The 26,191-nt window shown below is 63.6% G+C and carries 24 protein-coding genes; 14 read left to right on the forward strand and 10 right to left on the reverse strand.

Features of this window, described 5'->3' with window-relative positions; genetic code table 11:
• The first annotated feature begins 80 nt into the window (after positions 1-80).
• The 5 genes from FFI89_RS18960 to FFI89_RS18980 all read left to right on the forward strand — a co-directional run bounded on the left by FFI89_RS18960 (position 81) and on the right by FFI89_RS18980 (position 5,191).
• Positions 81-1,025 carry an ABC transporter substrate-binding protein gene (locus FFI89_RS18960; protein WP_138829218.1) on the forward strand — a complete coding sequence of 315 codons (945 nt, stop codon included), beginning with the start codon at positions 81-83 and terminating at the stop codon, positions 1,023-1,025.
• An 85-nt stretch (positions 1,026-1,110) separates the two neighbouring features.
• Positions 1,111-1,884, forward strand: coding sequence for an ABC transporter permease (locus tag FFI89_RS18965; RefSeq protein ID WP_138835460.1), 774 nt, complete (start codon positions 1,111-1,113; stop codon positions 1,882-1,884).
• Positions 1,881-2,666, forward strand: coding sequence for an ABC transporter ATP-binding protein (locus FFI89_RS18970; RefSeq protein WP_168212949.1), 786 nt, complete (start codon positions 1,881-1,883; stop codon positions 2,664-2,666). Before FFI89_RS18965 ends, FFI89_RS18970 begins: the two co-directional genes overlap by 4 nt.
• Positions 2,659-3,891, forward strand: coding sequence for a Zn-dependent hydrolase (locus FFI89_RS18975; RefSeq protein WP_138829219.1), 1,233 nt, complete (start codon positions 2,659-2,661; stop codon positions 3,889-3,891). The genes FFI89_RS18970 and FFI89_RS18975 overlap by 8 nt, the downstream gene beginning before the upstream one ends.
• Before the next feature lie 85 nt (positions 3,892-3,976).
• A complete protein-coding gene (locus tag FFI89_RS18980) occupies positions 3,977-5,191 on the forward strand; it encodes an MFS transporter (protein WP_138829220.1) in 1,215 nt (404 codons plus the stop codon).
• Positions 5,192-5,216: 25 nt separating this feature from the next.
• On the opposite strand, the gene FFI89_RS18985 is transcribed toward FFI89_RS18980, so the two are convergent.
• A complete protein-coding gene (locus FFI89_RS18985; protein WP_138829221.1) occupies positions 5,217-5,441 on the reverse strand; it encodes a DUF2061 domain-containing protein in 225 nt (74 codons plus the stop codon).
• A 233-nt stretch (positions 5,442-5,674) separates the two neighbouring features.
• On the opposite strand from FFI89_RS18985, the gene FFI89_RS18990 reads away from it, so the two are divergent.
• The 4 genes from FFI89_RS18990 (at position 5,675) to FFI89_RS19005 (ending at position 9,452) form a co-directional block, all read left to right on the forward strand.
• Entirely contained in the window at positions 5,675-5,950 is a 276-nt protein-coding gene (locus tag FFI89_RS18990; RefSeq protein WP_138829222.1) for a hypothetical protein, read from the forward strand.
• Between the two features lie 429 nt (positions 5,951-6,379).
• Entirely contained in the window at positions 6,380-7,423 is a 1,044-nt protein-coding gene (locus FFI89_RS18995; RefSeq protein ID WP_138829223.1) for a PrsW family glutamic-type intramembrane protease, read from the forward strand.
• A 114-nt stretch (positions 7,424-7,537) separates the two neighbouring features.
• Positions 7,538-8,122: an HdeD family acid-resistance protein gene (locus FFI89_RS19000; protein ID WP_138829224.1), complete on the forward strand. Its 585-nt coding sequence runs from the start codon at positions 7,538-7,540 to the stop codon at positions 8,120-8,122.
• A gap of 238 nt (positions 8,123-8,360) precedes the next feature.
• Complete coding sequence (locus tag FFI89_RS19005; protein WP_138829225.1) at positions 8,361-9,452, forward strand: 3-deoxy-7-phosphoheptulonate synthase; 1,092 nt, start codon at positions 8,361-8,363, stop codon at positions 9,450-9,452.
• A gap of 162 nt (positions 9,453-9,614) precedes the next feature.
• Here the strand turns inward: FFI89_RS19005 and FFI89_RS19010 are convergent, their stop codons facing one another.
• Genes FFI89_RS19010 through epmA form a run of 4 tightly spaced genes read right to left on the reverse strand, consistent with a single transcriptional unit; the run spans position 9,615 to position 12,284 of the window.
• The gene (locus FFI89_RS19010) at positions 9,615-9,860 is read right to left on the reverse strand and encodes a hypothetical protein (protein WP_138829226.1); all 246 of its coding nucleotides are present in this window, start codon (positions 9,858-9,860) and stop codon (positions 9,615-9,617) included.
• Between the two features lie 55 nt (positions 9,861-9,915).
• Positions 9,916-10,122: a hypothetical protein gene (locus FFI89_RS19015; protein WP_138829227.1), complete on the reverse strand. Its 207-nt coding sequence runs from the start codon at positions 10,120-10,122 to the stop codon at positions 9,916-9,918.
• Positions 10,123-10,131: 9 nt separating this feature from the next.
• Positions 10,132-11,223, reverse strand: coding sequence for a lysine-2,3-aminomutase-like protein (locus FFI89_RS19020; protein ID WP_138829228.1), 1,092 nt, complete (start codon positions 11,221-11,223; stop codon positions 10,132-10,134).
• 8 nt (positions 11,224-11,231) lie between these two features.
• Entirely contained in the window at positions 11,232-12,284 is a 1,053-nt protein-coding gene (gene epmA / locus FFI89_RS19025; protein WP_138829229.1) for an EF-P lysine aminoacylase EpmA, read from the reverse strand.
• 252 nt (positions 12,285-12,536) lie between these two features.
• On the opposite strand from epmA, the gene FFI89_RS19030 reads away from it, so the two are divergent.
• The 4 genes from FFI89_RS19030 (at position 12,537) to FFI89_RS19045 (ending at position 17,039) form a co-directional block, all read left to right on the forward strand.
• Positions 12,537-13,271: a hypothetical protein gene (locus tag FFI89_RS19030; protein ID WP_138829230.1), complete on the forward strand. Its 735-nt coding sequence runs from the start codon at positions 12,537-12,539 to the stop codon at positions 13,269-13,271.
• 168 nt (positions 13,272-13,439) lie between these two features.
• The gene (gene efp, locus FFI89_RS19035) at positions 13,440-14,006 is read left to right on the forward strand and encodes an elongation factor P (RefSeq protein ID WP_138829231.1); all 567 of its coding nucleotides are present in this window, start codon (positions 13,440-13,442) and stop codon (positions 14,004-14,006) included.
• Positions 14,007-14,045: 39 nt separating this feature from the next.
• Positions 14,046-15,644, forward strand: coding sequence for a M23 family metallopeptidase (locus FFI89_RS19040; protein ID WP_138829232.1), 1,599 nt, complete (start codon positions 14,046-14,048; stop codon positions 15,642-15,644).
• Between the two features lie 159 nt (positions 15,645-15,803).
• The gene (locus FFI89_RS19045) at positions 15,804-17,039 is read left to right on the forward strand and encodes a lytic murein transglycosylase (protein WP_138829233.1); all 1,236 of its coding nucleotides are present in this window, start codon (positions 15,804-15,806) and stop codon (positions 17,037-17,039) included.
• A 99-nt stretch (positions 17,040-17,138) separates the two neighbouring features.
• On the opposite strand, the gene FFI89_RS19050 is transcribed toward FFI89_RS19045, so the two are convergent.
• From FFI89_RS19050 to FFI89_RS19065, 4 genes are all read right to left on the reverse strand, one after another.
• On the reverse strand, positions 17,139-17,948 hold the full coding sequence (locus tag FFI89_RS19050) for a glucose 1-dehydrogenase (RefSeq protein WP_168212950.1): 810 nt from the start codon (positions 17,946-17,948) through the stop codon (positions 17,139-17,141).
• Between the two features lie 42 nt (positions 17,949-17,990).
• Complete coding sequence (recJ, locus tag FFI89_RS19055) at positions 17,991-19,832, reverse strand: single-stranded-DNA-specific exonuclease RecJ (protein WP_138829235.1); 1,842 nt, start codon at positions 19,830-19,832, stop codon at positions 17,991-17,993.
• Between the two features lie 584 nt (positions 19,833-20,416).
• The gene (locus FFI89_RS19060; RefSeq protein ID WP_138829236.1) at positions 20,417-22,054 is read right to left on the reverse strand and encodes an IS1182 family transposase; all 1,638 of its coding nucleotides are present in this window, start codon (positions 22,052-22,054) and stop codon (positions 20,417-20,419) included.
• Positions 22,055-22,269: 215 nt separating this feature from the next.
• A complete protein-coding gene (locus FFI89_RS19065) occupies positions 22,270-23,142 on the reverse strand; it encodes an alpha/beta fold hydrolase (protein ID WP_168212951.1) in 873 nt (290 codons plus the stop codon).
• Positions 23,143-23,557: 415 nt separating this feature from the next.
• Here FFI89_RS19065 and FFI89_RS19070 point away from each other — a divergent pair, with 415 nt between their 5' ends.
• A complete protein-coding gene (locus FFI89_RS19070; protein WP_168212952.1) occupies positions 23,558-25,123 on the forward strand; it encodes a winged helix-turn-helix domain-containing protein in 1,566 nt (521 codons plus the stop codon).
• A 136-nt stretch (positions 25,124-25,259) separates the two neighbouring features.
• Here FFI89_RS19070 and FFI89_RS19075 read toward each other — a convergent pair whose 3' ends face one another.
• Entirely contained in the window at positions 25,260-25,844 is a 585-nt protein-coding gene (locus tag FFI89_RS19075; RefSeq protein WP_138829239.1) for an O-methyltransferase, read from the reverse strand.
• Positions 25,845-26,191 lie beyond the last annotated feature (347 nt).

Raw genomic sequence — 26,191 nt, forward strand, 5'->3', positions numbered from 1 at the left:
ACACCACACGCAAGTGCGGCCCGCACGGGTGCAAAAAGGCAAACTGGACGCAATCTATGAACCGGAAAAGGGAGACAGTCATGCGAAGTCTTGGAATGTTTGCGGCAGCCGCCGCCTTGCTGGTGTCCGCACCAGCCGTCGCCGACGACGTGAAGGTCGGCATCGGACTCTCGGGATGGACCGGCTTTGCGCCGCTCACGCTCGCCAATCAGGCCGGTATCTTCAAGAAGAACGGCCTTGATGTGACGATCAAGAAGATCCCGCAGAAGGATCGGCATCTGGCTGTTGCGTCGGGCGACATCCAGTGCGCGGCGACCACGGTCGAAACCTGGATCTCCTGGAACGCCAACGGCGTTGCCACCAAGCAGATCTTCCAGCTCGACAAGAGCTACGGTGCCGACGGCATGGTCACGCGCAACGATATCGCATCGATCAAGGACCTGAAGGGCAAGACGGTCGCAGCGTCCGCGCCCGGCACCGCGCCCTACTTCACGCTGGCCTGGATGCTCAAGAAGAACGGGCTTTCGCTCAAGGACGTCACCGTGGTGAACCTGGAGCCGGCAGCGGCGGCGCAGGCCTTCGTGTCCGGCCAGAACGATGCCGCGCTGACCTACGAGCCTTATCTCTCGACGGTGCGCACTGCCCCCGACAAGGGCAAAATCATCGCCACTACCCTCGACTATCCGATGATCATGGACACCTTCGGCTGCACGCCAAAGTTCCTGACCGAGAATCCGAAAGCCGCCAAGGCGCTGGCCGACAGCTATTTCGAGGCGGTCGCGATGATCGAAAAGGACCAGGCCAAGTCCTACGAGATCATGGGCGCCGATGTGAAGCAGTCCGGCGAGCAGTTCGGCAATTCGGCAAAATACCTGCGCTGGCAGGACAAGGCCGCGAACCAGAAATTCTTCGCAGGCGAATTCCAGGCTTTCACCAAGGAAGCCGCCGACCTCTTGCTCGAGATCGGTATCATCAAAGCGATCCCGAAGACCGAAGACCTCTTTGACGCGAGCTTCATCAAGTAGACACGACCGGCGCCGCGGCAGTCCCGCTTCCCGACTGGGAGCGGGACTGCCGCGGTCGGCCCCCCGCTTTGAGGACAGCCCTTTGATACGCCCTCTCGATCCCGTGACATCCACGCAACGCGTGGCCTATGGCCTGGCGTTCTTCGTCCTGTTCGTCGCCCTGTGGGCGTGGGCCACCTTCGGCGGTCACGTCTCCAAGACGTTTCTCGCCAACCCGCTGACCATGCTGCAGGAAGGCTGGGAACTGCTCGTCAAGCACGGCTTCCTGTTCGACATCGGCATGACGATCTGGCGCGTGGTCGGCGGCTTTGTGCTGGCGGCGATCATCGCGGTGCCGCTCGGCGTCCTGATGGGCGCCTACAAGCCGATCGAGGCATTCCTCGAGCCGTTCGTTTCGTTTGCCCGTTATCTGCCGGCTTCGGCCTTCATCCCGCTGCTGATCCTGTGGGCGGGTATCGGCGAGTTGCAGAAGCTGCTGGTCATTTTCATCGGCTCGGTATTCCAGATCGTCCTGATGATTGCCGTCACCGTTGGAAACACAAGGCGCGACCTCGTCGAAGCAGCCTATACGCTCGGCGCCGGCGACCGCGGCGTCATCCGCCGCGTGCTGCTGCCCTCGTCCGCGCCCGAAATCGCGGAAATCCTGCGGCTCGTGCTGGGCTGGGCGTGGACCTACGTCATTGTCGCCGAGCTGATCGGTTCATCCTCTGGCATCGGACACATGATCACCGACAGCCAGGCCCTGCTCAACACCGGCCAGATCATCTTCGGCATCATCGTGATCGGACTGATCGGCCTCGCATCGGACTTCCTGTTCAAGGCCTTCAACGCCTGGCTGTTTCCCTGGAAATTCGCATGACCAAGCTGAAGATCGATCAAGTCTCCCGCACCTTCCCTGCCCGCCAGGGGCATACGCCGACGCGCGCGCTGGAGCCGACCGACCTCAGCGTCGGCGACAATGACTTCGTCACGATCCTCGGCCCGTCGGGCTGCGGAAAATCCACCCTGCTTCGTATCATCGCCGGGCTCGACCGGCCGACCAGCGGCCGCGTCATTCTCGACGGGCAAGAGGTCGCGGGACCGGGCGCCGATCGCGGCATGGTGTTTCAGTCGTACACCTTGTTCCCGTGGCTGACGGTGCGCGAAAACATCGCATTCGGCCTGCGCGAACGCGGGGTTTCCGAGGCGGAGCGCAACGGGATCGCGAACGGGTTCATTGAACGGGTCGGCTTGTCCGGTTTTGAAAACCACTGGCCGAAACAGCTTTCCGGCGGCATGCAGCAGCGCACGGCCATTGCCCGCGCGCTCGCCAACGACCCCAAGATTCTGTTGCTGGACGAGCCGTTCGGCGCATTGGACAATCAGACCCGTGCGCTGATGCAGGAAATGCTGCTCGGCATCTGGGAGCGCGATCAGAAGACCGTGTTGTTCGTGACCCACGACATCGAAGAGGCCATCTTCCTGGGCAGCCGCGTCATCGTCATGAGCGCGCGGCCCGGCCGCATCAAGGCCGAGATCCCGGTCGACCTTCCGCATCCGCGATCGTACAAGATCAAGACCACGCCTGAATTCGTCAGGCTGAAGGAACGCCTCGTCGAGGAGATCCGTGCCGAGGCCTTGAAGGTGGCGGTCCATGCCTGACAATCGTTCACAGGTTGACGGTGCCCGCGTGCTCGCGGATCTCACGGCGCTCCGTGCCATCGGCGCCTACAAGTCCGGCGTGCACAAGCCTACCTTCTCCGAGCCGCACATCCGCTCGCTGCAGTGGCTGGCGCTGCGGCTGCCTGAAGCCGGGCTGACGGCTGAGATCGACGGCATCGGCAACGTGCTCGGCACCAGCGACAAACCGGGGCCGAAATTGCTCGCCGGATCGCATCTCGAAAGCCAGAATTATGCGGGCTGGCTCGATGGGCCGCTCGGCGTCGTCTACGCGCTTGAAGCCGCCCGCGTCGTCAATTCCGATCCGAACGCCCACGGCACGGTCGAAGTCGCGTCCTGGTGCGACGAGGAAGGTCATTTCGGCAGCTTCCTCGGCAGCCGGTCCTACACCGGCGGCATCACCGACGCCGAAATCGACGCCGCGCGCGACCGCAGCAGCGGCAAATCCATGCGCGATGCCCTCCGCGAAGCGGGGCTCGCCGGCCGGGCGCGGGCAGCCTGCCAACGCGGGCGCCACATCGGCTATCTGGAGGCGCATATCGAGCAAGGCGAGACGCTTGAAGGCAGCGGTCTCAAGATTGGCGTCGTCACCTCCATCGTCGGCATCTGGCAATACCGGATCACCTTCACCGGCGAACAAAATCACGCCGGCACGACTCGGATGGCTGTTCGCCGGGATGCCGGGCTGGCGCTGGCGAGGTTCTGCGTCGATATCGACGATCGCTTCCCGGCGCACTGCGGACCGCGCACGGTCTGGACCACCGGCCGCATCACCCTCGATCCCGGCGCGCCGAGCATCATCCCGGGAGCCGCCGAAATGCTGTTCCAGATCCGCGACGACGACGCCGACGTCATCGCCCGCCTGGAGGATCTATTGCGGAGCATGGCCGCCGACGTCAGCGCCCGTGGCCGCTGCACGGTCGCGGTGGAGCGTATCCGCACCGGCGCGCCGGCGCTGATGGATGCCTCGTTCCAGAATGCCATCGAGGCGGCGAGCGTGGCCTTTGCCGGCGGCAAATCCATCCGCATGCCGAGCGGCGCCGGTCACGACGCCCAGGTTCTCGCGACCGTCATGCCGTCAGCCATGCTGTTCGTGCCTTCGATCGGCGGCATCAGCCATCACTGGACCGAAAACACTGATGACGCGGACATCGTCACCGGCGCCGAGGTCTTTGTTGACGCGTGCCGGCGCCTGCTGAAAGGTTGAAGCGCCGGGGCATGTCCCCTTGCGCCTGATGCCGCGCCCGCCTCGGAGATCGCGGCGGCGGCATTGGACGGAATGCGAGGGCAAGATGGCAGCCGACAGCGGGCCGACCCGCGCGATCAGGGACATTCCGGTCAGCATCTGGACGCTGGGCTTCGTCTCGATGCTGATGGACATCTCGTCGGAGATGATTCACGCCTTGCTGCCGGTCTATCTGGTGACGGTGTTCGGCACATCGATGGTGACGGTCGGCGCCATCGAAGGCATCGCCGAGGCGACGGCATCGATCACCAAGATTTTTTCCGGCGCGCTTTCGGATTGGCTTGGCCGGCGCAAATGGCTCGCAGCGTTTGGCTACGGCCTCGCCGCGTTGACCAAGCCGGTCTTTCCTCTCGCACCTGAAGTCGGCTGGCTGGTGGCGGCGCGCTTCGTCGATCGCATCGGCAAAGGCATTCGCGGCGCGCCCCGTGACGCGCTGGTCGCCGACCTCGCGCCGGCGGACCTGCGCGGCGCAAGCTTTGGTCTGCGCCAGTCGCTCGATACGGTCGGCGCGTTCGTCGGCCCGCTCATCGCTATCGGGCTGATGTGGTGGACATCAGACAATTTCAAGGCGGTATTCTGGTTCGCCGTCATTCCCGGATTTCTGTCGCTGGCGCTGATCAGTTTGGCCGTGCGCGAGCCGGATCGGCCGCAGGATCGGCGCAGCGTGCGCAATCCGGTCAGCCTGACCGAAATCAGGAAACTCGGCGCTACCTACTGGTGGGTGGTGGCTGTCGCGACCGTCTTCACGCTGGCGCGCTTCAGCGAAGCCTTCCTGATTCTGCGTGCCCGGGATGTCGGACTGCCGATCACGCTGCTGCCGGCCGTGCTGGTGGTCATGAACGTCATCTACGCCATCGCGGCCTATCCGGCCGGCGCCCTTTCGGACCGCATCAACCGCGTCCCCCTGCTCGCGACCGGCATTCTGTTGCTGATTGCCGCCGATGTCGCATTGGCGCTGCTGCCGTCGCTCGGCGGCGTCGCCCTTGGCGTCGTGCTGTGGGGGCTGCATATGGGGTTTACGCAGGGGCTGCTGGCCGCGCTCGTCGCGGATACCGCGCCGGCCGAGTTGCGCGGCACCGCCTATGGGTTCTTCAACCTGCTGGGCGGACTGGCGATGCTCGCAGCGAGCGTCATCGCCGGAGGCCTTTGGGATATCGCCGGCCCCCGAGGCACCTTCCTGGCCGGCGCGGGTTTCGCCGTCGTCGCACTGGCGGGCCTGCTCGCGGGGCAAGGCAGGGTCACCGGCAGGAACGCCGGATAGCTGAGTGCCGGGCCAGGAGCTGAGATCACGGTAACCGACGCCGCCCCCAGGAAATCGCGCTCCAGACCCGTTCGTGCAGGTAATACCAGGCGATCTTGGTGATGACCTCGAGGCCTGCGATCGAACCGGCGATCTCGACCTTGCCGGTCATGAACCAGCTGATGGCAAACGTGTCGAGCGTTCCGAGCGTCCGCCAACTGATAGCCTTCAGAACCGATCTCGTATGTGTCTCCGCTCCACGAAACAGCACCCGGCAATGCCTCCTGTATGGCGTCCCGCCGAATCTAACACGCCGACGCACCGGACTGTTTCATGATCCTCGGTTCCGCGCCGACTTTCCCTCCAGACACTCTCGGGCGGCCAAGCTACCATCCCGAGCGGGCACTTCTTGGACGGGCGAACGCGTCTCTGATATGCCTGCAACGCGGCGAGCGCGATCTGCGCCGATAACGGGGCAACCTCTGGATCGGACATGGAGTTGACATGCGACTGGCTGTTGTACTCGGGGCGATCTGCGCGCTGACCCAAGCCGCTTCTGCCGAGATCGGCGACTGCAGCGCGATCGCCGATGCCGCTGCGCAGCTCGCCTGTTACAACAATGAGACGCCCCGCAAGGTTGCACGCTCCGCGACGGCCAGGCCCCCGGGCGTCGCGCGATCTGCCGCTGCCGCCGCCGACAGCTCCAAAAGGATCGATCAGCCCGGCGACGAAGACGCTGTTCTCAGCGCCAAGATGCGAAGCATCTGCCGCGGCTGCTGAGTGGCGTGTGCGGACCTTGGGTGCAGGCGACATCGCTGCATTCGAAGTCAGCCTGGTTGTTGCAGGTATCGGTCGAGGCGGCGCCGCCCCTTGACGTAAGCAAGAACCCGCGGAGCGAAGAGTGACCGATGCGGCCGGTGACGGTGTAGAGATCGCGGGTGCGGGTCGACGTATATTGCGTGCCAATCGGGGGGGACGCGGGCATCGAAGATGCTGTTGCGTGGCGGACACAGTCGCACAGAACATTCAGCCGCGCTGTTCGCGAAGCTGGCCTTCGGCCCCCAATATTTGCAGGTGCAGGAGGCGCTTCACCGCCATCCGGCGTCGGCAATTGCGAGACCTCCCGGCGACAAGGCGTCGCGCCAGATTTTCTTGCAAACCGCTGAATTTGCGACCATTTTTGTATCATGCAAGGCAAAGCCCCCTAACATGCTGCTGCTTCAGGCCCTCCCCACCTCGATCGGCGCCGCCGCCATCGCGCCGGCATTGCTGGTGCTATGGCTCGTCATTGCCGCGGACGAGCGCCCCGGTCCGCCCGCACGGGTATGGCTGGCTTTTGTGCTCGGGGCCGCCAGCATTTCGCTGCTGGGAATCGCACGGGCGCCGTTTGCGGCGATTCTCGCCGTCCCCGGAAATCCTTGGATGACGCAGGCGCTGCGCTCGGTGTTCGGGGTCGCCGCGCCGGAAGAAATAGTGAAAGTGCTCGTGATCGTTGTGGTGTCGGCGCTGGCGCGGCGGCGCACCTTCGCCGATCCGATGGACACCGTGGTCTATGGCGCCGCTGCGGGCCTCGGCTTCGCCGCTTACGAAAACCTCGCTTATCTGGTGCAGCATACCGACATGTGGCGATCGCTGGCCGCCCTGCGCAGCGTGCTGACCGTGCCGTTCCACGGTGCGCTCGGCATCATCGCCGGCGCCTATATCGCGATCGCGCGCGCCGGTACCGCGCTCGGCGCACATCGGCATCATCGCGACTGGGCCCGCATCTCGAGTTGGAGCCTGGTCCTGTTCGCGCCGGTCGCGCTGCACGCGGCGTTCGATTTTCCACTGCTGACGCTGCAGCGGAATCCGGACCTCGATTCCACGACCCGGCTGCTGCTGGGAACCGCAAGCGTCGTGATCGGTTTCAGCGCAATCGGATTTGCGGTGCGGCTGGTGCGCCGCGTCGGCCGGCACCACGCGCCGCGCACCGACATCGCGCGTGAACGGTTGAGCCAGTTGCGGCGAATGTGGGCGCTGCTGGTCGCGGGCGGTGGCGCGGGCTTTGCCGGCGTGGCCTTTCTCCTGACCTCGATCCACCACTGGTTCGTCAATCCGGAGCGCAACGTCTCGTTGGTGCTGATCCCGCTCGGCCTTACCTCCATCCTGATCGGACTGGCGTTGCTGGCCGCCACCACGGCGATCTATATTTTCGGCCGCAACCGGATCCGCACGTCGTCCGAGGGCTTTTCGTCGGCGCCCGGAGCCGGCTGAAGTCTTGTGGCGGACGTTGATTCGGCTCAAAAGATCGAACAACGATTTTGACCCGTCAGCGCCGTGCGAGCTATAGTGGACGTCAGTCCGCGCGGCACACATCGGGAGAGCTCCATGACCGTTCCCCAGGATTTCGGCAAGGACATCGAAAAACTTCAGTCACAGGTCAGCGCCACCGTGAAATCGCATTGGAAAGCCTTCCTGTTCGAAGGCATCGTGCTGGCGGTCCTTGGCTTCGCGGCGATGATCGTACCGCCGCTGGCGAGCCTCGCCGTCACCATCTTCCTCGGCTGGATGTTCCTGATCAGCGGCATCGCCGGATTGATCGTCACGTTCTGGGCGCGGCAGATGCCGGGCTTCTGGTGGTCGCTGATTTCGGCAGCGCTTGCCGTTCTCGCCGGCCTCGTCCTGCTAGCGCGGCCAGCGCAGGGAGTCCTCACGCTTACCATCGTCGTCGGCGCCTATTTCCTGGCTGAAGGCGTCACCACCATCATGTACGCGCTGGAACACCGCCGCGAATTGTCGGAGCGCTGGTCCTGGCTGCTGGTTGCCGGACTGGTGGACATCCTGATCTCGTTCCTGATCATCACCGGCCTTCCCGGCTCGGCGGAATGGGCCATCGGCCTGCTGGTCGGGATCAATCTGGTGTTCGGCGGCGCATCCCTGATCGGCATGGCGCTCGCCGCGCGCAAATCCTGAGCGTAATCAACGGACAGCCCTGCCGACGATTAAGGGATGACAAGGCGCGATGCGTGCCCTATATAGGCCGCATGATCAACCTCGCCGCCAACAGCTATTGGTACTTTAGCTACGACAGCTCGCTGGCGGTGGGAGGATCGCGCTCAATCTGACAAATTGCAGCAGGAAGTCCGAACAGCCGCCAGACCTGGCGGCTTTTTTATTGCCGGCAGGTCTCCAAGAAACAGGAGCCACAGCCGTGTTGAGCACGACAGACGATCTTCGAATTAGCGAACTGAAAGAACTGAGCACGCCGCAGGAGGTGATGCGCGAGATTCCGCGTACCCTGACCGCAACGCGAATTGTGATGGCGGCCCGCAATGCCATCCACGCCATCCTGAACGGGACCGACGACCGCCTGCTGGTCGTCGTCGGCCCCTGCTCCATCCATGACCCCGCGGCAGCCGTGGACTACGCCGAGCGCCTCGCCGCCATGCGCGAAAAGCTCGCCGGCCACCTCGAGATCGTGATGCGCGTCTATTTCGAGAAGCCGCGCACGACGGTTGGATGGAAGGGGTTGATCAACGATCCGGACCTCGACGGCAGCTTCAACATCAACCGGGGCCTCAGTCTCGCCCGCAACGTCTTGTCGGCGGTGAACAATCTCGGCCTGCCGGCCGGTGCGGAATTCCTCGACATGACGACGCCGCAATACATCGCCGATCTGGTGGCGTGGGCGGCGATCGGCGCGCGAACGACCGAGAGCCAGATCCATCGCGAGCTCGCTTCGGGACTGTCGTGCCCGGTCGGCTTCAAGAACGGGACCGACGGCAATGTGCGGATCGCCGCCGAAGCGGTGAAGTCGGCGTCGCATCCGCACCATTTCATGGCGGTGACCAAGGGCGGACGCTCGGCGATTGCGGCAACCACCGGCAATGAGGACTGCCACCTCATCCTGCGTGGCGGCCACACCCCGAACTACGACCGCGCCAGCGTCGATGCCGCGGGCGTCGAACTCGCGCGCGCCGGCGTCGCGCCGCGGATCATGATCGACACCAGCCATGCCAACAGCGGCAAGAAGCCCGAGAACCAGCCGCTGGTCGTGGCCGATATCGCCAGGCAGATCAGCGGCGGCGAGCAGCGCATCATCGGCGCCATGATCGAGAGCAACCTGGTGGCCGGCCGCCAGGATGTCGTGCCCGGCAAGACACTGACCTATGGTCAGAGCATCACCGACGGCTGTATCGACTGGGAGACGACGGTGTCGGCGCTGAACCTGCTGGCGGAAGCGGTCGAGGCGCGACGGAATGCGTCGTCGCGCAAAGTCAAAGTCAGGGAGCGTTCGGCCTGATCCGGCAGGCCGAACATCGGGAAGCGGGGCGCGGCGTGGTTCGCCGTGCCCTGCTCCGCACCAAAGCGTTTTCCAGCGAAGTGGAAACCGGTTCGCGTCTAGAAAACGCGTCAAATCAAAAATCTAGAGCCCCGTTCCGATTCCATCGGAACGGAAAAGGCGCTAGCAGCCGCGGCAGATACTCTTGATCTTCTTGTCGAGGGCGGCGTTTTCCTTGCTCAGCGGGTCGTTCGGATCGTTGAGGTTCTTCTCGTTCGGGACGTCGCCCGCGCGCGGCTGGCGGTGACCGACCGGGGCCTGGATCGTCGACTTGTCCGCGTTCTTCGGAACCGACGAGGCCCCGCCTTGCGCGAACGCGGCCGATCCGGTCAGAACCATGAGCGCCAGCGACAGGATCGTTTTTTGCATCTTGGTTCTCCCGTTTTGGTTTCTGTCGTCTTCGTTTCTGTCGTCTTCGTTTTTTCTATCGCGCAGGAGCGTCGATCGTTGCGCAATTGCGACGCCCCTGGGCGGCACAATCCTGTACCTTTCGTAGATCGGCCATGGTGCCGAGCAGCCAGATTCCGGCGACCATCAGCACCGCGAAAAATCCGAGCATCACAGCGTTCTCGACGTTGCGATTGCCCTCGTCTTCCGGCGGCGCCCGTTTTCCCTCTTCGCTCTCGGCCATCGCTTCAGGTCACAGCGCGGGAGGATAAAGATGAACGTCGCCGCAATAGTCGACGATACGATACTTCTTTTCCGAAGATAGTTCACCACCTGCGGAATTCGCATGCGACAAATAATTCGGGCCGATCGGCGCCTTGCCATGGCCGCCGGGGATATCGAGCACGTAATCCGGCTGGCACAGGCCGGAGACGCGCCCCCGCAAGCTCCGCATCAGTTCCTGCCCGTGGGCGATCGTGGTCCGCAGATGGGCCGTGCCGGGCGCGAGATCGCCATGGTGCAGGTAATAGGGCTTGATCCGGCACTCGACGAAGGTCCGCATCAAGGCCTCCAGGACAGCGGCATCGTCATTGACGCCGCGCAGCAGCACCGACTGGCTCACCAGCGGAATGCCGGCGTCCGTCAGGCGCGCGCAGGCGGCGCGGGCCTCGGCGGCAAGCTCCCGCGGATGGTTGGCGTGAACGGCGATCCAGGTCGCAGCACCTTCGACCCGCAGCGCGGCGACCATGTCGCGGTCGATCCGCGCAGGTGCTGCCACGGGTACGCGGGTGTGGATGCGGATGATCTTGACGTGGTCGATTGCCGCCAGGTCCGTCATGATCTCGGCAAGCCGCCGCGGCGACAGCATCAAGGGATCGCCGCCGGTCAGGATCACCTCCCAGATTTCCGCGTGGCCGCGGATATAAGCGAGCGCGTCCCGATAGGCAGCCTCCGACAGCGCAGTCGCCTTGCCCGGCCCGACCATCTCGCGGCGAAAGCAGAACCGGCAATAGACCGCGCAGACGTGCACCAGCTTGAACAACACCCGGTCGGGATAGCGGTGCACGATGCCGGCAACGGGCGAATGGGCGTCGTCGCCGATCGGGTCGGCATTTTCGCCGGGCGCGCTCACCAGTTCCTGTGGGCTCGGAATGAATTGCCGCGCGATCGGATCATCCGGATTTTCGGTATCGATCAGATCGGCGATGTCAGGCGTGACCGCAATCGCGTAGCGCGCCGCGACCCGTTCGAGGTCGGCCAGATCGCCCGCCGGCGCGAGCCCGCGTTCGATCAGCTCGGCGGGTTGCCGCAACGTCGCTGCCAGCTTCGGATCGATCCTGTTCATGGTTCTGTTTACGTCTCTCCAGCGGGCGGCGTCCATACCACCTGATCGACCCGCAGCGCCCCGCCGGCCAGCATGACCAGGCGGTCGAAACCGAGGGCGACGCCGCTGGCCTCCGGCATCGCGGCGACCGCGTCGAGGAACTCCTCGTCGAGCGGATAACGCTCACCGTAACGCCGCGCCTTCTCGTCCATGGCCGACGCAAAGCGGCGGCGCTGCTCGGCCGCATCGGTCAATTCGCCGAACCCGTTGGCAAGTTCGACGCCGCAGGCATAGACCTCGAAGCGTTCGGCAACGCGCGGATCGGACGCCTTCGCCCGCGCCAGGGCGGCTTCCGGCGCCGGATATTCGAACAGGACCGTTAAACGTCCCTGCCCGAGACGGGGCTCGACATGCTCGACCAGCACCTTGCTGAAGATGTCCGACCAGGTGTCGTCGTCGGCAATTCGCACCCTTTGGCCCGCTGCCTCCGCGAGAGCGGCCCGATCACCCTCGCCGTCCGCTATCGTGGCCAGCAGGTCGATCCCGGCAAATTGCTCGAACGCGGCCGCGACCGTCAGCAGTTCCGGTTCAGCGAACGGATCGGCGGTTTTGCCGCGAAACGCGAACCGTCCGATACCGGTCGCCTGCGCCGCATGTGCGATCACGACGATGGTGTCGGCCATGATGGCGTCGTAGCTCGCATCGGCGCGGTACCATTCGAGCATGGTGAACTCAGGCAGATGCAGATCGCCGCGCTCGCGATCGCGGAACACGCGGGCGAACTCGAATATTTTCGTCTCGCCGGCGGCGAGCAGTTTCTTCGCGGCGAATTCCGGCGACGTCCGCAAGTAGCGCTGGGCGCGCGAACCGTCACTGCGGATCAACTCGGTGCGGGGGGCATGCAGATGGGTCTCGTTGCCGGGCGAGACCTGCAGGATGGCGGTCTCGACCTCGGCAAAACCCTGCTCGTCAAACCAGCCGCGCAACGCCCTGGTGATCGCAGCCCTCGCCATCAGGAACGGCTTTCGGTCGGCGTGCCGCGACGCCGACCACCACGGCGAGGGCTGGTCGGTCCCGGCCATCAGCACGCGTCCCTAACAGACCGCTTCAGGTCGCCCACCCACATGTTCAGGAAATTGGAATATAACATTGATATTACGTCGCTTTTCATGAATTTACACAATCGAGGGATGATCCCCGCAGCGGGCTCGCCTTTATCTGTCGAAAGACCGCAGCCTTGTCCATTCCACCAACCGCGCCTTCGATCGATGACGCGATGAACCTCAAAGACTCCTCGCTAGTCCAATGACCAGATTTGGCAACAGGATACGGTCATGGCGGCGAGCTGGTTACGAAGAACGGCACTTGTCGTGTTGTTGGGCCTCGCCACCGCGGCGCCGGCCAGCGCCGCCAGTCCTGGCAACGAACTGACGCGGCTGACCGACCCGGATCGCACGTTCACCTCCCCCGATGGCCAGGTCAGCGTCGAACAATATTCGAAGAAAAAGGGCGAAGACGACCTTGTGTACGAGTTCTGGGCCTTCGACGCGAAGCATGAGCACGGCGTGCTGCTGAACCGCGACGAAAACACCGATGATGCACGCTATCCCGCCGGATTTCGCTTCAGCCCCAACAGCCAGTGGGTGGTGCGTATGCAGAAGCTCGGCTCAGGCACCCACACGCTGTTCCTGTACCGGCGCAATGGGTCCCAGTTCTCAGAGGCGACGCCGAAGCCGCTCGGCGACATGGCCTGGGACTATTTCTACAGCCAGCCGATTTCCCGCCAGATCCATCGGAAATCTGGGGATCGCGACTCGATCGACCACCCTCAGGTCCATCTGGTAAAGGGAGCAGACGACAACTACGCTTCGCAGGGAAGGCATTGGCCGGACAGCCGCTACTTGGTGCTGAGCCTGTCGTTCGACGCGCAGGGTGAAGACCATCCGCGGCCCTGGGTCGAGGACTGGCAATGCGTATTCGACACCAAAACCGACCGGTTCTCGATTCCCGCGGATTTGGCCGACGCCAACGCCAAAACGGTCAACTACCCCGCTCCCAAGCGGAAATAAGCGCCGCCAAATCTGGCCGTTTCCGGCGCAATCCAGGTTGCCCAAAATGCCGGTAAAACACTGGCATCGACGGACAAAATGAGTATGTTGCAGCCCGAAACCGCCTCCTTGGCCCCACGGACACCATGTCCGGATTGGGCGGAGGCCAGAAATTCGGGAAAAATCGCTTTGAAAGTCATCGCCAGCTCTATCCGCAAGGGCAACATCATCGAGCAGGACGGCAAGCTATATGTCGTGCTGACCGCCGAAAACATCCATCCCGGCAAGGGAACCCCGGTCAGCCAGATCGAAATGCGCCGGATCGGCGACGGCGTGAAGATTTCGGAACGCTACAAGACCACCGACCAGGTCGAGAAGGCGACCGTCGAGGATCACAACTTCAACTATCTGTATGAAGACGCCGACGGCTTCCACTTCATGAACAACGAGAATTACGATCAGGTCCAGGTCTCCAAGGAGATCGTCGGCTCGGCCGCGCCGTACCTGCAGGAAAACATGACCGTGAAGCTTTCGCTGCACGACCTCAATCCGGTCTCGATCACGCTGCCGCAGCGCGCCACGCTGGAAGTCGTGGAAACCGAGCCGGTCACCAAGGGCCAGACCGCCTCCTCCTCCTACAAGCCTGCTATCCTCTCCAACGGCGTCCGCACTGCGGTGCCGCCGCATATCGGAACTGGAACGCGAATCGTAGTCATGACCGAGGACGGCTCCTACGTCGAGCGCGCCAAGGACTGAGTCCTCGCAGTTGTAACGGGCGCGCCGGGGGGCGATGCATTGAGCACAAAGGCTGTCCGCTTGCTCACGGGTTGGCTGGCAGCCTTTTGTTTGCTCCCGGCCGGGGCGGTCGGCGCGTCCGTCGACGAGTTCAGGACCCCTTCGATCTCGACCGTGCGTGTCGAATGGCGCGCGGTGCTCGACCAGCTCCGCTCCGAGATCAACACCCAGCCGGCGATCGCCTCTGCCTTCACGTTCTCCGGCCAGCGGCGGGTGCCGGCCTGGGATCCGCGTTCGATGCCGGCGCTGGTGCAATTGAACGCCATCACGTCACAGGCTTTCGCCGGAATCGGGCGCAGCCAGGTGCCGGTGCTGCTGCCGTTCGATACCGCGGGCTATCTCGAGGCGCGCACCAGCGGCGCCGCGGACAGCCTGTCGGTGGCGCGCCATCAGGCCGACTTCCGACCCGCCGATCTGTTTTACGCCGGCCCTTCCGGCTACGACGCGCAGTTTTCGCTCGAGCCGGGCGCGGGCGACGGCATGCCGCAGCGAACCTTTGCGAAGCCGGTCGAGGTGCAGATCACCGGCTCGATCCTCACCTACGATCTGGCCGACCCCCAGGGCGGCAAAGGCGAACCCGTCAAGGCACTGGCGGCGCAATTCCCCGACCTGCGCCGCTTCATCCGCGAAGGCTATGTGCGCTATGCGTTCACGCGGTTCGGCGTGCCCTATGTGGTGTCGATCCAGTGTCTCGATTCCACACCGCGCCCGCGACGGCTGGCCTGCCGCGAAGCCTATCCGGTCGCGGAGCGATTCCTGAAGGCGCTGCGCATCACCGGCGGCCTGCCCTCGCGGCCGCGTTGGGATATTTCGTCCGACCTCGCCGAGCGGCCGGCGGCAGTGTCACCTGACTTCACCTATCGTCCGAGCGGCGACATCATCGCCAGCAGCGGCTCCCGCAAGCAAGGCGGCCGTGTCGACTGGACAGCCTATTCCCAGATCCGCTTTCCCGTGGAAAAAGCGCCGGCCTTCGTCGGCTCGCAATCATTCGCCCGGCGCGCCAAATCGGAGCAGCCTTCCAGCGGCTATCTGTGGCGGGACAATTTCTGCGAAGCCCGCAGTTTCAACGTCGGACAGTGCGCCAGCGGCTTCGGGCACCAGGGCGAGGACATCCGTCCGGGGTCCTGTCCGACGCCGACCGAGGGCACGCCGAGTTGCGATCGGAAGCAGCAAGGGGTCGTCGCGGTCCGCGATGGCGTCGTGATCCGCTCGCCGAAACAGGAGGCGGCGACGCTGCAGGTAAACACCGCCAAGGAGCACATCCGCTTCCGCTATATGCACATGAACCCGTCGAGCATGGACGCGGACGGCGTTCTCAACGGGCGACAGGTCACCGAGGGCGAAAAGATCGGCGTCGTGTCGAACTACCTCGACCGCCCCAACGGCACATCGCTGCACCTGCATTTCGACGTGCAGGTGTTCACGCGCGACGGCTGGATCTGGGTCAGCCCCTACACCACGCTGATCTCGGCCTATGAGCGGCTGACCGGCGCGCGCGGCCGCGAGATCGGCACCGAGCCTCCGGCCCCCGCCGCCGTGGCGCACGCGTTGCCGGAGGACGTGGTCCATCACGATCTGCACGAAGGCGGCGAGAACTAACCCCTCACGACGGGCTTTCGGCCCGGGCGCAAGCCACGGTGCGGCGCTGGCTCGCCAGGATCGCCAAGGCCAGCACGGCCAAGGCTTTGTGACGGAACTTTCAGCTCCCGCGGCGTCTTGGCTTTTGGTGCGCGCCGGTGGCGCCGGTAGACTGGCCACATGAAACAAGCTGATTCTCGGAACTCCCCTTCCCGCCGCACCGTGCTGCAAGCCGGCATCGGCGTCGGGACGCTGCTCGCCACGCCGCTCGCGGCATTCGCCGCCGCCCCACCCGGCTTCGATGCGTGGCGCGACGGCTTTCGGGCGCGCGCGCTGGCCAAGGGCATTTCGCAGGCGACCTGGACGCGGGTGATGGGCCGCATCGAGCCCGACATGTCCGTGTTCAAGCAGATGCAGAAGCAGCCGGAGTTTCACGAGCAGATCTGGCAGTACATCAATCGCCGGGTCTCGGACTGGCGCATCATCAACGGCCGCGAGGCGCTGAAGAAAAACGAGGCGCTGTTCGCCCGGATCGAACAGGATTTCGGCGTCGAGCGCGGCACGCTGCTGGCGCTGTGGGGCGTCGAGTCCGCCTATGGCGATCCGCTGGTACAGCAGAACCACATGACGCCGGTGTTTCCGTCGTTGGCCGCATTGGCCTGGAACGAGCCGCGCCGCCGCGCCTACTGGGAAACCGAACTGATCAACGCGCTGAAAATCGTCGACCGCGGCTGGGGAACGCCGGAGGAAATGCGCGGCTCGTGGGCCGGCGCGATGGGGCATACGCAGTGGATGCCGGAAGTCTGGCTCAATGTCGGAATGGACTACGACAAGGACGGCCGCGTCTCGCCGTTCGGCAAGCCCGACGATGCGCTCGGCTCCAGCGCGCGCTTTCTGGTCAACCGCGGCAAATATCACCGCGGCGAACACTGGGGCTACGAGGTGCGCGCGCCCGGCGCTGCCGCGAGCGGCAGCCGCACCTATGCGGCCTGGACCAGCGCCGGCGTCACCCGCGCCGACGGCCAGCTGTTTGCGCAGCCCAATGCCTCGGCGCAGATGTGGGTGCCGGTCGAAGGCGGTCCGGCGTTTCTGCTGGGCCCGAATTTCTATGCGGTGAAGAGCTACAACCCGTCGATGAATTACGCGCTGGCGATCTGCCATCTCGGCGACCGCATCCTCGGCGCGCCGCCCTTCATCCAACCCTTCCCCGGCTCCGAGCGCGCACTGACGCTCGCCGAAGTCCAGGAGATGCAGACTCGTCTCACCAAAGCCGGCTTCGACACCGGCGGCAATGACGGCCGTGTCGGCAACGACACCATGAAGGCCGTGAAGGATTACCAGACCAGAATGGGCCTGCTGCCCGCCGATGGCTACGGCGGGCTGAAGGTGTTGGCGCGGTTGCGACAGGGAAGTTAGGTCTCGTCACCCCATGTCGTCATTCCGGGGCGATGCGAAGCATCGAACCCGGAATCTCGAGATTCCGGGTCTGGTCCTTCGGACCATCCCGGAATGACGTCACACCCTCCGCACCACCCCGCCGGCGTTCATGCCGCCGTCGATGACGAGCTCCGTCCCCGTCACATAGCGCGATGCATCGGAGGCCAGGTACAAAACGCCCTGCGCGATCTCGACGGCCTCGCCGGCGCGGCCGAGCGGGGTTGCCATCTTGGCGCGTTCCTCCGGATCGATCGGCGCGTTCTGTCCGCTGCCCGCGGCTTCCGTCGGTATCTTGCCCCAGATCGGGGTGTCGATGATCCCGGGATGCACCGAGTTGACGCGGATGCCGTCGCCGAAGGTCGCGCATTCCATCGCGATCGCCTTGGCGAACAACCGGACGCCGCCCTTGGTCGCGCAATAGCCGGAGAGACCGGCCGCACCGCGCAGGCCGGCCAGCGAAGACATCATGATCACGGAGCCGCCGCCGGTCTTTCGCATCGCCGGCAGGCCATGCTTCACCGACAGGAACACGCCGTCGAGGTTGATCGCGGTCTGCCGCCGCCAGTCTTCCAGCGACATCTGCGTGATCGACGGCACCGATATGCCGATGCCGGCATTGGAAACCAGCACGTCGAGCCGGCCATAGCGCTTCATCACCTCCGCCACGACATCGATCCATTGCGCCTCGCTGGTCACATCCTGATGCCAAAAGCTGGCCTCGCCGCCGGCTTTCTTGATCCGTGCGACCACTTCAGGTCCGTTCAGATCGTCGACATCGGTCACCGCGACGGAAGCGCCTTCGCGCGCCAGCAATTCCGATACCGCGGCACCAATACCGGACGCCCCGCCCGTCACCAATGCGACCTTGCCTTGAACCTGCCCTGCCATTTTCACTCCCATTGCTTGTTGTTGGTCTTGTCCTGACTTGAACTACCTGATCAGCGCCGGTCCCGGATCCGGCACCGCGACGTCGATCACGCGCATTTGCACCCGCTCCGATCCCTGCCAGCGATCGACCGCGAGCGATCCCGCAACATGCAGCGGCTGGCCACGATTTTGCAGCAGCGCGTTTCCCAATTTCTGCCCGATCGAGCGAAACGCGATGCCGTTGACGATGGCGCCGTCGCCGGACTTGAACCGCAGGCGCAGATGCGCCTGGCCGACTTCATCCGCATAGACCAATTGATGCGACGGCAGCGCGATCACCGGCTCCGGATTACCAGCTCCGAACGGTCCGGCGCGATTGAGCGTTGCCGCGAACTCCGTCGTCACGCCGCGCGCGCTGACCGCGCCGTCGATGAACAGCTCGTTCTCGTGACGGGAACTGGCAACATCGGCGGCCAACGTGCTTTCCATGAAGGCGCGAAACTCCGCGAGCTTCTCCTTACGCAGCGTCACGCCCGCGGCCATGGCGTGGCCGCCGCCCTTCATCAGCAATTTGTCCTTCACCGCCTGCCGAACGGCTTTGCCGAGATCGACGCCGGAAATCGAGCGGCCCGAACCGGTGCCGATGCCGCCCGGCTCCAGCGCAATGGCAAAGGCCGGCCGCGCGAATTTTTCCTTCAGCCGCGAGGCCACCAGCCCGACCACGCCGGGATGCCAGCCTTCGGCCGCCGTGACGATGACAGCGCCCTTGTCTTCGAGCCCGAGCGACGCCAGCGCCTCGGCCTCGGCCTGTGCTTCGGCGGCCTGCTCGATCAGGCGGCGTTCGCCGTTGAGGCGATCGAGTTCGGCGGCGATCCGCGCGGCTTCGGAGATATCGCCTTCCAGCAGCAGCCGCACCCCGAGATCGGCGCGCCCGATGCGGCCGCCGGCATTGATGCGCGGTCCGAGCATGAAGCCGAGATGCCAGGCCTCGGGCGGACCATTCAGCCGCGACACGTCCATCAGCGCGGTGTGCCCGACATGGTCGCGACGGCGCAACGCGATCAGGCCCTTGGCGACAAAGGCGCGGTTGAGCCCGGTCAAGGGTGCGACGTCGGCAACCGTGCCCAGCGCCACGTGGTGCAGCATGCCCAGCAGATCCGGCTCCGGCCGTTCCGATGTCCAGAAGCCACGGGCGCGCAACTCGCGATTGACAGCCACCAGCGTGATCAGCACCAGGCCGACCGCGGCGAGATAGCCGAGACCGGAGAGATCGTCCGACCGGTTGGGGTTCACCAGCGCATCGACCTCGGGCAATTCATCGGCGGTCTGGTGATGATCGATGACGACGACGGACATGCCGAGCTTGCGCGCTTCCGCCAGCGGTTCGATGCTGGTGGTGCCGCAATCGACGGTCACGAGCAGCGTGGCGCCCTTAGCCGCTAACCCGCGCACCGCCTCCACATTGGGCCCGTAGCCCTCGAAAATGCGATCGGGGATGTGGATCAACGGATCGAGCCCGCAATGCCTGAGGTGCCAGGCAAGCAGCGCCGCCGAGGTCGCGCCGTCGACGTCGTAGTCGCCGAAGATTGCGACCTTTTCACCGCGCATCGCCGCGTCCGCGATACGTTTGGCGGCGGCCTCCATCTGCGTCACGGTGTAGGGATCGGGCATCAGCTTGCGGATGGTCGGATCGAGAAAATCCTCGACCTCGTCGATCCCGACATCGCGGCCCGCCAGCACGCGCGCCAGCATCTCCGGCAGCTGGTAGCGCTGCGAAATCGCCAGCGCCCGGGCCCCGCCCCTGGCATCGAGCCGGTCGCGCCACAATTTTCCCGTCGCGGAATGCGACACGCCGAGAAACGCCGGCGGCAGTTCAACGGGAATGGCGGTCACGGGAGGGGTCATGATGCTTTCAGTCTGGGGCCAGCCCCACGCCCTATCTGCGCATTTCCGAAATCAATGTCAAAGCAAAGCGGACGCAGTTTTGCCACCCGCGGCGCCAATACGCCCGAGGATTTGAAAGATACCTTGCCCCCCGAAAATCAGAGGGCGCGGGGAAGACCGGGTGCGCGCTGCACCCGCGGTCTCGCGTGCGATAGATGCAACAAGATGTGCACACGAGCATACAGGTTCAGCGGAGAACACCCGGCCTCCCCCACGCAATGGCTTTACGGCTTATACGTGATCGCCCTGGTGACCGGCTTTCTTGCCACCATCGCTCGCAGATTGCTCCGCTCACTTGACGCCAGCACCGGGGCGTCAGGCCCATACGACTTCGCCGTACGCATCTGCCGCGCTCGTCAGTCGCAGCCTTCGCGTCCATCGCATCCCACCGCACGGTCGTGACGATCGCGCTCGCCCCTCTTGTCGCGGTAGACGGCCGGAGTTAGACGTCTGATTTGCCCGACGGCGCAACGGAAATATTTTTGTGGGAGGGTCTGGACAGACCTTTGGTGATTTGCCCGTCGAGGCTGGGCAAGAACGGTGGGTCAGCCGAGGAGAACCAGTCGGCCTTGCGCAGCGACGACCTGTTGCTCAAATTTGATCCAGAGCGTCTTTGGAGCGAACAGGAAGCGTTTTAGGGCGCCTGCGAGAGCGTGGAGATGCCAAAGGAGCGCCGCTGCGACGGCTGCAATGAAACGCTCGATGCCGAGGATGTTGAGCACGCGGGTAAAGTTGTAGCAGAGCGCCATCAGGCTCCATTCGCCGCGGACCTTGTTGAAGCCGCGAACGAGGAAGTGACGATAACCGGCGCGGCATTTGAGCGTGCCGAAGGGATGTTCGACGATGGCGGAACGGCGGCGCATCAGGTCGCCTGCGCCTTGCATCCTCGCGCGGTGACGCTCGAGGACATCCTCGTGCTCCCAGCGGCCGATGGTCCGTCGAGTTGCCTTCAGGCTCAGACAACGTGTCCTTAACGGGCACGCCTTGCAGGCCTTCGTGCTACTCGCATATCGGATCTCAGTCCGGCCACTTGTGTTCTCCCAGCGCCCCTCCATCCGACGCAGTAGTTCGCCGGCCGGGCAACGGTAAGCATCGGCTGAAGCATCGTAAGCAAAGTCCTTGAGGCTGAAGCGGCCTTTCTTCTCAAGGCGCCCATTGATCTCCGGCACAGGCACATAGGCCGTGATGCCGTCGTCCTCGCATGCCTTCAGTTCGAGGCTGCTGTAATACCCCTCATCGGCCAGCACCTGGAGTGCCTCCGCATCGAGAGCTTCCTTGGCAGTTTTTGCCATGGCGTGGAGTTGGCCGACATCGCTGCTGTCGTTCACCACTTCGCTTGCGACAATGAGATTGTGCTTGTCGTCGACGACGCTCTGCACATTGTAGCCTGCGACGCCCTGACCGTTCTTGACTAGAAGCCGGGCGTCCGGATCGGTCAGCGACATCTGCGTCTCGCCGCTCGCTTCCAACCGAGCCAGATCGGCTTCGGCGCGCAAGCGCTTTGCCATCAGCGCCGATACTTTGGCACCGATATCGCTGCCGTCTCCTCCGCCGCCAGCACCCGGACCGTCGGCGCGATCCTTCCCTGGCGCGTTGGCTTCCGCCGCATCGTTGTCTTCGATTGATCTGCCATAAGCTTCGATCTCCAGGTCCAGCCTGGCGATCTGATCGGCAAGCCTCTTGCGCGTAAAGATGCTCGCCTTGCTGGCATCGCCATGAAAAAACGAGCCGTCGATCGCAACTACCGCCCCGCCGACAAGGCCAAGCTCGCGAACCAGCAGCACGAAGCCGCGGTTCACCGCCTTCAACGCCGCCCAGTTCTCCTTGCGGAAGTTGGCGATCGTTCGATAGCCAGGTCGCAGATTCCTGAGCAGCCAGATCAGTTCCAGATTGCGACAGGCTTCCCGCTCCAGCCGCCGCGACGACCTGACCTGGTTGATGTATCCGTAAAGGTAGAGCTTCAACAGATCAGCTGGATCGTAGGGCGGCTGTCCCTGCTCCAAGCCGCGATCCGCATGGCGGAAACCAAGCTTGGCAAGGTCCAGCGCGCAAACATAGCTCTCGATCGCGCGCACCGGATTGTTGGGACCAACATAGTCTTCCATCCGAGGTGGAAGCAGGCTGGCTTGGTACCGGCTCTCGCCGGTCTTGAATGGGCGATTCGTCATACCCGAATCGTACATCAAGCCGAATTCTTGCCCAGTCTCGTCGGGTTACTTTGTCGCAGGCGTAAAGCCGATTTTTCGTTGTGAGCGCAAGCAAAGCAGTGCATGGCGCCGGCGGCTGGCACGTTCCGCCCAGTGCGCTCGGTTGCCGGCCTTCACCATCGCCACAACGCCGCTCGACCGGAAAGTCCTGTCGCGCGGCTAGCTATCTTCCCCCATGAGCCGCGACGAACTCAATCTGATGAGTCTGTGCAATCAGGGGGGCCGAACAGGAAGGGAGAGGCGATGCACAGACCCGTCCAAGCCAGGCTTTCAGCTTGCGCGACATGACCGCCGACAAATTCGGCCACTTCTGCAGCGTGGGTAGCCGTCATGAAATGACCGGCCCCGGAAATCGTGCGCAACGAAGCATTCCCTAATGCCGCGCTCAATATCTCTGCGCTTCTCCGCAAGGATTGAGCGCTACGTTCGCCCCGGATAACGAGGCTCGGAAGCAAAATATTGGCGAAGGCCGAAAGGGGCGTATCGGAGCCTGAGCGAATGTCCCGAATATGGGTCGGCGTGGCTTCAACAATGTACTCCTGCATTCGCGGCGGGAGAGCATCGAAACTTCCCTGGCCATCGAGATAATCGACCACCCGGCGTGCCGCTTCCCTGTCACCATTTTCGAATGACCGGACATAGTCCTCGCGCATCGCGATGAACTCCTCATGGAGCGTGACCTCACCCTCCTGGCGCAAAAGGCCGAACGCCACCGGCTCAATCAAGGTCAGACTCATAAGCGGGACGAGTCCGCACAATGCGACGTCCAGACAAGCCAGCGCTCCATAGGAATGTCCGACGAGATGCACGGGACCGCCGGCGCGACGAATCACAGCTTCGACCATCTCTGCCTGCCGCTCCGATGACGTATCGGTTCGCGTCCGGCATTCCCGAGTGCCGCCATAACCAGGGAGGCTCGTCGTTACCGTCCGGAAACGACCGTTCAGCGCCGCGATCACACCGCGCCAGGCCGACATGGAAGCCCACGAACCGGGTACGAACACGATTGTCGGCCCTGCCCCTTCTTCGCCATAGTCAATAACGCCGTGCCTATCTTGCAGCATCTGCATCTCCCGGGCTGCGCGTGATCGCGGACGGCCACGCCTTGATGTCCTGGTCGCGGAGGCCAATGTCGTGAAGCTCGAAGTCGCTGAGCGCGGCGAAGTGCGCTGCGCGCCTGTCGTGGCGGCGCAAGGATGACGCCGCACCCGACGAGACCGTGCGCCATGGTTGCAACGCCCGACATAGCGCCCCAAAGAGCCGTGGGGCTGTCATTGGCTGGCGAACCTCGTTTGTCGAAAAGATCGCCTTCATTGCCAGGACCCCCGTCTCGATAATTTCGGCTCCGGGAGACGATGCACGAGGCGGAGTTGCGGCACTTTACTGGCCGCTTACATTTGCTTTACTGCCGACTGACTTTAGGCCTTGAGGCCAGCTCGGTTGTGCTCCGATCCGACCCGACAGGAAGGGTTTCCTAATTTGCGCTATTTGTTCGAAGACTTCGCGCTCGACGTCGACAAGCGGGAGCTATTTCGGGGAGCCGCTGCGATTTCGATTACGCCGCAGGCACTGGATCTTCTTGTTTGCCTGATCCGCAACCGAGAGCGCGTGATCAGCAAGGACGACCTGATCTCGGCAATCTGGGGAGCGCGCGTAATCACGGACGCGGCGCTTGCCACGCGCCTTAACGCAGCGCGTGTCGCCATCGGCGACAGCGGCGAGGAACAGCGCCTTATTAAAACGCTGCAACGCAAGGGCTTTCGTTTCGTTGGAACGGTGCTGGAGGTCCCTAAAGCCGACGATGCCACCGACGCGAGCGGACCAGCTCAACGGCAGGAAACCTCCGACAGGCCCTCGATCGCAGTACTGCCGTTCGAAAACTTGTCAGGCGATCCGCAGCAGGAATATTTCGGCGACGGCTTGGTCGACGATATTATCACGGCTCTTTCGCGATTCAGGGCACTGTTCGTGATCGCCCGCACTTCGTCGTTCACTTACAAAGGAAGGGCCGTCGATATCAAGCAGGTCGGAAACGAACTCGGCGTGCGCTACGTGCTGGAAGGAAGTGTACGAAAGGCCGGTACGCGCCTGAGGATCAATGGGCAGCTCATAGATATCACGACAGGTGCCCACCTCTGGGCCGATCGGTTTGATGGCACCCTGGATGATATTTTTGATCTTCAGGACAAAGTCACCCAGGAGGTCGTCGGCGCGATTGCACCGGAAGTCGACCGCGCCGAGATCGAGCGAGCACGCCGAAAATCGGTGGGCAGTATCGACGCGGTGACTGCATATTACCGTGGCCTCCCCCATATCCTATACCCCACCACCTCAGACAATAACGACGTGGCCTTGAGGAGTTTCAATGACGCAATCGCTCTCGATCCGAGCTTTGTGCCAGCCTATGCGGGCGCCGCGGGATGTCTTGCATGGCGGCGGGCCAACAGATGGCGCGGCGACTACGCGAAAGACAATGCCGAACTCTTGCGCCTGGCCGAGCGCGTAAAGGAATTGGGTACAGACGATGCCTTCGCCCTGAGTATTCTGGGATTCAATCTTTTCTGGATTCTGCTGGACTTCGATCGCGGGCTTGAAATGGTGGAGCAAGCGATTCAGTCGAACCCAAACTGTGCACTGGCATACAATTACAGGGGACTTTTGCGCGCCTGGCATGGCGCGTCCGACACGGCGGTTGCTGACTTTGAGCTGGCAATGCGCCTTAGTCCACGCGATCCGGCCAACTACAATGCGATGATGGGACTTGCCGTTGCGTATCATAACGGCGGCAGGCACCGAGAAGCGGCTGAGTGGGTCGACAAATCCCTTCGAGCGTTTCCGCCAGCCTTTTTTGTGGGAATGACGCAAGGTATCCTGTGCTACGTGGCGGCAGGACGAATGGAAGACGCTCGAAAATTGATGGCAGAGTGTCTTCGCCTGGTACCGCAGTGGCGGCGTTCGACTGCCGTTGTTCCACAATGGTTTAGATCGGCGAAACTTAGAGCAGAATTGATGGAGGCGCTCGCTTCTGCGGGTCTGCCGGAGTAGGCCTGCCTTTGTCGTACCGAAGGCGATGCGGGGCGGTGAGCCGCTTTGCGTTCCGACCCCGAGCAGCGCAAGGCGCTGCACCGCGTCCGGACAAGCGCCGAAATTACGGTGACGCTGTCACCGTAATTCTGCGCGCTCAGTTGCACGCCTTCACCATGACCACCGCGCCGCTCGACCAGTCGATGTAGAGCCGACGAAAATCCTGTCGCGCGGCGAGCTTCTCCATCAGCGGCGGAATTTTCGCAGCGTGCTCGGGCGGCCACAGCGGATGCGGCTTGGTATCGTCGCAGATGTAGATGCCGCCGGGACGTAGCAAGGCAAGCGCCTCGTCGAGATGAGTGTGCTTGCCGGCCCCACCATCGGCAAAAATCAGATCGAAGGAATTCGGCGTCTGGCGCCCGATCGTTGCAGCGCCATCGTCGCACAGTATCGTCAACCTCGGGTCCATCCCGAGATGCGTTTGCGCAATGGCCTGAACCTTGGGGCTGACATCGACCGTGGTCAGCCGAGCCTCGGCGTCCATGCCGTCCAGCAACCAGCAGGTCCCGATGCCCGTTCCGGTGCCGACCTCCAGCATCCGCCCGCCCGGCTTTGTGGCGGCCATGACGCGAAGCAAGGCCCCCACCTGCGGCCAGCACCATGACTGAAAGCCGATCTTTCGTGTGTCAGCCAGGATGGCTTCATATGCTTTCGGCGGCGGCTGAAAAGCGTTCTCTTCCATGAGATGAAGCCTCAGTTGAAATCACTCAGCGGAAATGACAGTCGTTGCCTGGAGTGCGAATACGGACAACACGACGAAATGAGCCTGTCACAGAAATTAGCGTGTCTCATTCAAGGGGTGCAGTCCAGTGCACTTGATTCTCCGTTTGGCGCTTTCCATTCTCAGCCTCTGTTCGAGTTCGAACTCCGCGAGGATGCGCGCAAACGCAAGATCAATTAATTGAGTGCACTGGCACCGCAATTCCTGGAAAGTCTGGCGAAATCACTCGGGCACTGAAGTTCATTGTGTCGTAATTCGTTGACCCCACTGACGATCTTGAGCCACTGCTGCGGAAACGGCACCTTTCA

It is taken from the genome of Bradyrhizobium sp. KBS0727 (assembly GCF_005937885.2).
Lineage (GTDB): Bacteria > Pseudomonadota > Alphaproteobacteria > Rhizobiales > Xanthobacteraceae > Bradyrhizobium.